Here is a 9564-nt window from a genome sequence, read left to right as displayed (position 1 = left end):
GATGCCACCAATTCACAGCGCATGCGCTGTCCAAGACTTAGCTTCCGTACCGGGCGGTTCAACAGCTCCTGCAAGGCAAGACGCTCAACCAACTCATCCAGCCGCTGCTTGAAATCATGTTCAGAAACGCGGTACACCTTGCGCAGCAGCCGGAATGATTCAATTACGCCGATATCCCACCACAGCTGGCTTCGCTGCCCGAAGACGACGCCGATGCCCTGCACGAACTTCTCTCTTTCCTTATGCGGGATAAATCCGTTCACACGAATATCACCGGAGGTTGGCACAAGAATCCCGGTCAGCATCTTGAGCGTCGTCGACTTGCCTGCACCATTCTCCCCAATATATCCGCATATTTCCCCTTGTGGGATCGTGAAGGAGATATCCTTCACTGCCATTACTTCGTTATATTCCCGTTTGAATAAATCAAGCAGCGCCCCCTTCAGCCCGTCGCGATTTTTCTGTACTTGGAACGTTTTGCGCAAATCCCGCACGTCAATAGCGTTCATATATACTTCTGTCACCCTTTCCCTGGTCACCGACCCGTTACGCGGGTACAAGTCATTCAATTGATTCGATTCTGTAAAAATTCTATAATTGATTAGACAAGATGCGGAGCATTTGCCCATAACCTTTACTATAGCACGTAGGACGACTTGAAAGAATGCTGAATGCACCGGATTCGACATCATGACTCTCGCCGCTTTGCCGCCGGATGCGGAAAGGACGATCCATATGTTGAAAAAGTATTGGAAGCATGCCCTTATTTCTGTTTGTGTATTCCTTCTGGCTGGTGCCGGTTATTATATGTGGTCCATGTACAGCAGCTTGGACAGTCTGCAGAAACCGCCCGAAACCTCTCGCTTCACCCCCGTCGTACATCGCGTGCCGGAGAAGGTCAACATAGAGCCTCCCAAATGGCAGGGAGAAGAGAGAGTCAACATATTACTGCTGGGCGGAGACTCTCGCGGACTGGAGGCTAACGAAGTCCCACGGTCAGATTCTATTCTGCTCGCCTCCTTCGATCCGAAGACGAAGCGCGCCAACTTGTTCTCCCTCTTGCGGGATACATACGTTGACATCCCTGGCTTCGGCAAGGATCGTCTCAATGCGGCGCTCGCCTATGGCGGACCGGAGCTCGCTATGAAGACAGCAAGCGACTTGACAGGACTGGACATTCAATATTATGTGTATACAGACTTCGTCGGATTTATCAAGTTGATTGATGCGCTGGGCGGCGTGGAATTTGAAGTGGAGAAGGATATGAAATATACGAGCAAGGCAGATAAGCATCAATACGATATTGATTTGAAAAAAGGAAAGCAGCTGCTAAATGGCGAAACGGCTCTCATGTACGCCCGCTTCCGCTATGATGCGATGTCCGATTATGCTCGCACCCAGCGGCAGCGCGATCTTCTTGGGGCATTAGCCAACAAGCTCAAATCAACCTGGAACCTGCTGCAGCTCCCCTCTCTTATCAGGGAAGTGTCGCCCTATGTCGAGACAAACTTATCAGCCGATGACATCGTGAAGCTGGCCGCGCTTGGCTACGACAGCTCAATTGGGCAGAGTCATCAACTCCCGCCGATGGACAATGTCACTGATGCACGAGTGAACAACGCTGCCGTGCTCCGGGTCATTGACGACGATAAGCTGAAGCAATACATTCAAAAAGCTTTGGAAGTGAATGTCACGCAATCCATATCTGAAACTAATTCACAATAAAGGGGATTCATCTACATGACTACGAATCGCAACCGTTCTGCACAACTGTACGAAGAAGCGCTTCAACATATCGTCGGTGGGGTCAACAGCCCTTCCCGCTCATTCAAAGCGGTCGGCGGCGGTGCCCCCGTCTTCATGGAACGCGCACAAGGCGCTTACTTCTGGGACGTAGACGGCAACCGCTATGTTGACTACTTGGCTGCTTATGGCCCTATCATTACAGGTCATGCCCACCCCCATGTTACGAAGGCAATCGTCCGCGCTGCGCAGAACGGTACCTTGTACGGAACGCCGACCGAGCTGGAAATCAAGCTGGCTCGCATGTTGAAGGAAGCTATTCCGTCTATGGATAAAGTACGCTTCGTCAACTCGGGTACCGAAGCTGTTATGACGACAATTCGCGTAGCCCGCGCTTATACGAAGCGCACGAAGGTTATCAAATTCGCCGGATGCTACCATGGTCATTCGGATCTCGTGCTCGTTGCAGCTGGTTCTGGCCCTTCTACGCTTGGTATTCCGGACAGCGCAGGGATTCCATCCAGCATTGCTAACGAAGTAATCACTGTTCCATTCAACGATCTGGACAGCTTGAAGGAAGCACTGGAGCATTGGGGAGACGATGTGGCAGCCGTGATGGTTGAGCCAATCGTCGGCAACTTCGGCATGGTTATGCCTGCGGAAGGCTTCCTTGAAGGCTTGTGCAAGCTCGCTCGCGAATACGGTGCGCTCGTTATCTATGATGAGGTCATTAGCGCATTCCGATTCCATTATGGTTCGGCGCAGACTTACCGCGCCTTCCCTGACTATGCAGCAATTGAACCAGACTTGACAGCGATGGGCAAAATCATTGGCGGCGGCCTGCCGATCGGCGCCTATGGCGGACGCAAGCATATCATGGAACAAGTCGCTCCGCTCGGCCCTGCATACCAAGCAGGCACAATGGCAGGCAACCCTGCTTCAATCTCAGCCGGCATTGCGTGCTTGGAGGTTCTGCAAGCAGAGGGCGTATACGAGCAAATGGAGGAGCTGGCAATCCGCTTGACGAACGGCATTCAAGAAGGCGCTGACCGTTATGGCGTGCCGCTTACGATCAACCGCATTCGCGGCTCTTTCTCAACGCACTTCTGCGATCATCCGGTTACGAATTATGCTGAAGCACAAGAGACGGATAGCGAAGCGTTCGCCGCATTCTTCCGTCATATGCTCGATCAAGGCATCTGTCTTGCGCCTTCGAAGTACGAAGCATGGTTCCTGACTACCGAGCATACCGTGGAAGACATCGAGCGTACGATTGAAGCTGCGCATGAAGCGTTCCGCCGCATGAGAGGCTAGTTGTACGAAGAGACGAGTAGCTGAGCCTGTTTTCTAAAAAAGAAACGTTATGTACAGTACAGCGCCCCTCCCTATGTGATAAACATAGGACGGGGCGCTTATTATTTATCATCTTGCTGTGGGACTTTCACGGCGAATCCGACTCGCTTGATACGTGTCGTATGCTTCCTTTACCCATGTAAACAAATACGCGCTTCCGCCGTGATCGGGGTGCAGCACCCGCAGCAGCTTGCGGGACTGCTTCCTCACTTGCTTCGCATCCGCTTCTTCAGGGACACCAATTAACGTATGAAAGGTCAAATCCTTAGCGGCGGATGGTGGCTTCATTGTTGAACGCGAGCTGTCTCCATAAGTGCGGTTGTATGTATTCCTCTCGCGAGATGCCTCTTCCTCCCATGCGACCAGCTCCCGCTGCCATGTTGAAAGCACATGCTCCAGCTCATTTTCATCTGTAGGTAGCATGCCTTGCCAGAAGTCGTACTCCATTTGCCTCATTCGCTGTTCGAGCTGATCCATAACATCATTCCGAGCAATTAGTACAGCCTTCACACGCTCCGCTTTGCGAAAGAGCTGAATAATTTGCCGGGTCGCCCATTCCGGTATCTCGGTGGCAAAGGCATGCAGCACCTTAGACATTTCCTGATCACGAACATGAAAGTCCTGAAGGAACTCCATTAGCCATTCCTGTTGGATTACACTCAGGCTGGAGCCGATTTGAACGGCAAACTGAAGCTTAATGCCGCCGTTCTTCAGCTTAGCAGACCAAGACTCTGTCAACTGCTCTAATGCATTCACGATGGAGATCAAATAAGGATCAGTAACTTCAATAGCTTCATTACTTTCATTACTTTCATTACTTTCATTATTTTCATTACATTCGATCCCGACTGATGTCTCAGCCCCGACATCCTTTTGATCAACCTTCCGCTTCATCATCATTCTCCTTTCCCCAGCAAGCTGCAACCACGCTAAATCGATTCATGCTCAATTGCCTGTATCCTTACATTCCGGTTCAGACAATTCTCACAGTTCCCCTGGATCTGGCTCAGCGATACGGAACATACATCTCGTGCCACCTTCCACAATACTTTCTGTCCGGTCAACATTCGCTTGAAGCACCGCGGCAAACATCGACTGCTCGCATCTGCAAGGAGAACCGAATTGAACCGCAACTTGGGAGATCGGGCAGTTGGCCTCTTCCAGCCAATAGCTGCCATCCTCACATCTGCCCCATCTAACCATGTAGCCTTCCTTGTCCTGTAATGCTGCTAATGCACAGATTCGCCCCTCTAAGCTTGCTTGATTCAATAACGGAGCATATCGCTTCTCCAACTTCTGCCTGCGATAATGGAATAGCTGCTCCACCGTATCTTCACCGGATCGCTCCTGCAATTGCTCAAGAATATCGATGATCAGCGCATCATATGCACTGACGAACAGCATACTTGCCTTGTCAGCCAAACTATACTCATAGGTAGGTCTTCCTAGCTGCTGACGAATCAGATGAGCATGTACATACCCGCCCTTTTGCAGCGCATATAAATGCCTGCGAACGGCGATAGCCGTCAGTTGAAGATGTCCCGCGATAGCTGGCACCCCGACTGTTCCTTGCTGCTTCAGAAACAATAAAATATTCCTACGGGCTGGATGATTAATCATATTGGCTTGCTGCGTAATCGTCATCGTCCAGCCTCCCTAACTCGAAGGTGCTGCTGGTCTATCATTTTCCTTTGTCCCAATTCCACCATCTCCTTATCCTTCGGTCTGGAACAGCGGTTGGAGTTCCTATGGATGCACGTATAGTATAGAAAATATTTTGCCTTTGATCAACTTTGTTTCCGTAAACAATTATCCCCCCTGCTTTAATGCCCTCTTTTTTGACATACGAAAAAAAACCAGCGGAATAAATCCGCTGGCTTTCTGCCTTGCCATCATGCCTATGTGACAGTGCCTATTGAACACTGCTTACAGCTTTTTAATTTCTTCCTTCAAGAGCTCGGACTGCGTTCCGAATACAACTTGAACGTTACCCTTGCCAAGCTTCATGACACCAGCTGCACCGAGGGACTTCAGACCAGCTTCATCCACTACGGAATCATCCTTCAGCGTCAAACGAAGGCGCGTGATGCAGGCCTCATTGACAATGATGTTGTCTTTGCCGCCAATCATCCCCAGCACTTTCACAGCCTTCTCTTGCAGTGTTGCATTGCCGCCGCCAGCTTCAGTCTTGGCGCCTTCGCCTTCAACGTCATCTTCACGTCCAGGCGTCTTCAGGTTCAATACCTTGATGAGGACGCGGAACAAGACGTAGTAAACAACGAAGTATACAAGACCTACAGGGATAAGCATCAGTGGCTTAGTCGCAAGCGGGAAGTTCAACACGTAGTCGATAAATCCTGCCGAGAAGCCGAATCCGAGACGTACGCCAAGCGTTGCCATTACGAAGCCGGAAATACCAGCCAAGATTGCGTGAACGACGAACAACACAGGCGCTACGAACATGAACGCGAATTCAATCGGTTCTGTAATACCTGTCAAGAAGGAAGCAATCGCTGTTCCGATGAAGAGCGATGCAACCGCCTTGCGCTTCTCTGGCTTCGCTGTATGAATAATAGCGAGCGCCGCACCCGGAAGCGCGAACATCATGATTGGGAAGTACCCTGTCATGAATCCGCCAGCTGTCATGTCGCCATGGAAGAAGCGAGCGATATCGCCGCGCCATACTTCGCCAGCTGCGTCCGTGAATGTTCCAAGCTGGAACCAAGGAATTGCATTCAATACATGGTGCAAACCGAACGGAATGAGAAGTCGGTTCGCTGTCAGGTACACCCCGGAACCAACCGCACCAAGCGATACGATCCAGTTGCCGAAGGAATCAAGCGCTGTTTGGACTGGACCCCAGACGATACCGAATGGAATCGCAATCAAGATCATCGTAGCAGAAGTGACAATCGGCACGAAGCGTTTGCCACCGAAGAAGCCGAGCCAATCTGGAACCTTGATATTATGATATTTGTTGTACATGAAGGCTGCAATGGAACCAGCCAAGATACCGCCGATAACCCCCATGTCCAGCTTCATATCAGCTGGAATGAATGTAAAGGCTGCCGGAATCTTCGTCAGCACTTTCAGCAAAATCATATGTGCGATAACTGCTGCCAGTACAGCAACCGCGTCTGCGGCAAAGCCTATCGCAACACCAATAGCGAACAATAGTGCTAGGTTATCAAAAATTGCAGATCCGCCTGCATCAAGGAATGGGGCGATGTATTGGTTCAAGAACCCGCCGACCGTATCCCCCAAGTGAAAATCTTTCACATAGTCAATTTGACCGAAGCGAAGCAGAATCGCCGCCGCCGGCAGAGTTGCAACCGGAAGCATCAATGCACGACCAATTTTTTGCAAAAAGGCTAGCATATGTCGTTCCTCCTTGTGGTGAATAAGTAAAGTATGGATAAAAGGTCAAAAATTTATGCTATGACCTGTCATCTCCTCCGCCAAAATGTAAGCGCATTAGAGAATATAAAAAAGGCATGAGCTTGCGACGGGACGACATCCAAAAAATTAGATGTTATCCCCCAGCAAGCTCATGCCTAGTCGAACTAGTAACACGCTTGTCCAGCGTTATTCTGAGTCTTTATGAAATAAACGATATAAATGCATTGCGATGTACGCCGTTTCATCTTCGGGTATTTCGATCTCCAGCTTCTTCGACATTACGTCCGCACATTTCTGTGCGACACTAAATTCGTAAGGCGCCATTTCCTTCAAATTGTCCCGGAATGGATTCTTCGTGGCATCACCCTGGCGAATTCGTTCCATCGCAAAGCGCAAATGCGTAATTAATCGTAAATAATCAATGCTATCCTTCGGAATGACCCTGCCCCGCTCGCGTTCGATGAGAGCGACCAAATCCTTCAGAAGATGATTGTATTGAACAAAGTTCCCGACAGGGACATGGGCAACGGCAGATTGTATATGGATTGTCAAAAACCCAATCTCATCCTCCGGCACCACAACGTCGAACGTCTTGCCGATAAGCTCAGCGGCTTGGGTAGCAAGTTCGAACTCCTTGGGGTTCAATGTGCGAATCTCCCATAGAAACGGATTCTCTATCGCAATATTGTTGCGAAGACGATAAAGCGCATATTCGATATGGCTCGGCAAAGCGAGATGAATATGCTCGTTCAAATCCGGCGTCAACTGCTCCGATACGATCGAAATAATCTTCTCCGAAATGACAATGACTTCGGGATCAATTTGCCCGAGCAGCATCTGATACTGCGATAAATGCTGTTTGTCCTCGATCACAAAGGTCTTCTCGATTCGTGTATCACTCGTCTCCAAAGAACCTCCAGGCTTTGCACCAAAGCCGAGCCCTTTCCCCATAAGGATGGTTTCTTTGTTACCCAACACATCGTTTGCCAATACGACATTGTTGCTTAATGACCGTACGATTTCAAAGCGACGTTGTTCTGACAAAGTAAGGCTCCTTTCCCCTGAGCGTACACATGGAAGATTACGTTTTGGAAACGTTTTCGATTCGTGCGTCAACTACATCATTCATTCTAGGTGAATCTACAATCAATGTCAACGAATAAATCTAATTTTGTCGAATATGTAGAATTATTGCAGAATATTATTTATTTGTAATTTTATTGACACATATGGAAACGATGAGGCAGCCGGGAAAGGAGCTTATCCTCACCCGACTGCAACACATTCGTTACTATTAGATAGACATTTCTTGAACTGCCGATACACGGTCAACGACCATAACTTGAATCTCTTCAGCCGTCTCCAGCATCAACGCTTCTTCCGCTAGCTTGCGCATCTCTTCACGGTTCAAGCGGCTCAGCAGTACACGTACTGGAAGTACAGAGCTTGCACTCATGCTGAATTCATCAAGACCAAGACCGAGCAGGATCGGAACAGCCTTCAGGTTGCCAGCCATTTCACCGCACATGCCAGCCCACTTGCCTTCTTTGTGCGCAGCATCGATAACCATCTTGATCAAGCGCAGTACTGCTGGGTTGAATGGCTGAGTCAAGTGGGATACTTGCTCGTTCATCCGGTCAGCAGCCATCGTGTATTGTACCAAATCGTTCGTACCGATAGAGAAGAAGTCAACTTCCTTCGCCAATTGATCTGCAATAATCGCAGCAGCAGGTACCTCGATCATCATGCCGACTTCCATCTCTTTATTATACGCAATGCCTTCTGCATCCAGCTCTGCTTGCGTCTCTGCCAGAATCGCATTTGCCTCGCGAAGCTCGCTCAGCGTAGAGATCATTGGGTACATTAGCTTGATGTTGCCTTTGGCGCTTGCACGAAGGATCGCACGAAGCTGTGTCTTGAACAGATCTTTACGATCCAAGCATAAGCGAATCGCACGTTATCCAAGGAATGGGTTCATTTCCTTCGGAAGTGGCAAGTAAGGCAGCTCCTTGTCCCCGCCGATATCCAATGTACGGATCACGACTGGCTTCTCCGTTCCAAGTGTTTCACATACGGCAACATAAGAGTTGTATTGTTCCTCTTCAGATGGGAAGTTGTCACGACCCATGTACAGGAATTCCGTACGGTACAAGCCTACACCCTCAGCACCGTTGTTGCGTGCGCCAAGCGCATCTTGCGGATTGCCGATGTTTGACACAAGTTCAACCTCATGGCCATCAGCAGTGATCGAAGGTTTGTCTTTGTACAGCTTCATCTCTTCCTGACGCTTCTCGAACTTCACCTTCTTCTCTTGGTAAGTTGCAATCGTATCCGAATCTGGATTGATCAGGATAATGCCGCTGGAACCATCGAGAATGATCATGTCGCCGTTCTTCACTGTAGATGTAGCGTCCTGCAAGCCAACAACCGCAGGAATCTCCATCGAGCGTGCCATAATGGCCGAGTGGGAAGTACGACCGCCAATATTCGTCGCAAAGCCTGCTACCTTGCTGCGATCCAGCTGGGCTGTATCGGAAGGAGTCAAGTCATGCGCGAAGAGCACAACTGCCTCTTCGAAGTCATTCAGAGAAGCAGATTTCTTGCCGGACAATAGACCGAGTACACGCTTGCTCACATCGCGGAAGTCCGCTGCACGCTCACGCATATATTCACTGTCCATGCTGCTGAAGATGTCGACCAGCTGCTGAGTCACTTCCGAAAGAGCGAACTCTGCATTTACCTTCTCACTGCGAACCTTCTCAATCGCTTGCCCAACAAACTCTTCATCTTGCAATACAAGGATATGTGTAGCGAAGATTTCAGCTTGATGCTCGCCTAATTTTTTCGCTGTGTCTTCTTTAATCTGCTCCAGTTCGTTCATAGCCTGCTGTACAGCTGTCTGCAAGCGAGTTGCTTCTGCCTGTACATCATCAACCTGCTTGCGCTCAACCTCAGATGTATCGTGCTCCAGGATGAATGCTTGGCCGATGGCATAACCGGATGCAGCTGGAATACCTTGAAGTAGCATCGGTTCCTCCACTCCTTTTTCCGCGTTAATGATTACGTTCT

7 protein-coding genes and 1 pseudogene are annotated in these 9564 nt (G+C 49.5%); 2 read left to right on the top strand and 6 right to left on the bottom strand.

Annotation, left to right across the window (positions count from 1 at the left end; all coding sequences use genetic code 11):
* A partial coding sequence (locus tag BBG47_RS21515) for an ATP-binding cassette domain-containing protein (RefSeq protein WP_139070740.1) occupies positions 1–509 on the bottom strand: 509 nt, incomplete at its 3' end.
* A gap of 181 nt (positions 510–690) precedes the next feature.
* On the opposite strand from BBG47_RS21515, the gene BBG47_RS21510 reads away from it, so the two are divergent.
* Positions 691–1725, top strand: a complete 1035-nt coding sequence (locus BBG47_RS21510) for an LCP family protein (protein WP_083189513.1) — start codon at positions 691–693, stop codon at positions 1723–1725.
* 15 nt (positions 1726–1740) lie between these two features.
* The gene (locus BBG47_RS21505) at positions 1741–3057 is read left to right on the top strand and encodes a glutamate-1-semialdehyde 2,1-aminomutase (protein WP_065293427.1); all 1317 of its coding nucleotides are present in this window, start codon (positions 1741–1743) and stop codon (positions 3055–3057) included.
* 108 nt (positions 3058–3165) lie between these two features.
* Here the strand turns inward: BBG47_RS21505 and BBG47_RS21500 are convergent, their stop codons facing one another.
* The 5 genes and pseudogenes from BBG47_RS21500 to ptsP all read right to left on the bottom strand — a co-directional run bounded on the left by BBG47_RS21500 (position 3166) and on the right by ptsP (position 9523).
* Positions 3166–3990, bottom strand: coding sequence for a J domain-containing protein (locus BBG47_RS21500; protein WP_065293426.1), 825 nt, complete (start codon positions 3988–3990; stop codon positions 3166–3168).
* Positions 3991–4080: 90 nt separating this feature from the next.
* A complete protein-coding gene (locus BBG47_RS21495; protein WP_083189512.1) occupies positions 4081–4740 on the bottom strand; it encodes a helix-turn-helix transcriptional regulator in 660 nt (219 codons plus the stop codon).
* Between the two features lie 282 nt (positions 4741–5022).
* Positions 5023–6474: a PTS transporter subunit EIIC gene (locus BBG47_RS21490; RefSeq protein ID WP_065293425.1), complete on the bottom strand. Its 1452-nt coding sequence runs from the start codon at positions 6472–6474 to the stop codon at positions 5023–5025.
* Between the two features lie 207 nt (positions 6475–6681).
* Positions 6682–7539, bottom strand: a complete 858-nt coding sequence (locus BBG47_RS21485; protein ID WP_065293424.1) for a PRD domain-containing protein — start codon at positions 7537–7539, stop codon at positions 6682–6684.
* Positions 7540–7789: 250 nt separating this feature from the next.
* Positions 7790–9523: pseudogene (gene ptsP / locus BBG47_RS21480) on the bottom strand (phosphoenolpyruvate--protein phosphotransferase).
* Positions 9524–9564 lie beyond the last annotated feature (41 nt).

Origin of the sequence: Paenibacillus sp. KS1 (assembly GCF_001680695.1) — a bacterium.
Lineage (GTDB): Bacteria > Bacillota > Bacilli > Paenibacillales > Paenibacillaceae > Paenibacillus_B > Paenibacillus_B suaedae.
Note: the sequence above shows the minus strand (reverse complement) of the source record. Positions and strands in the feature narration are given on the sequence as shown.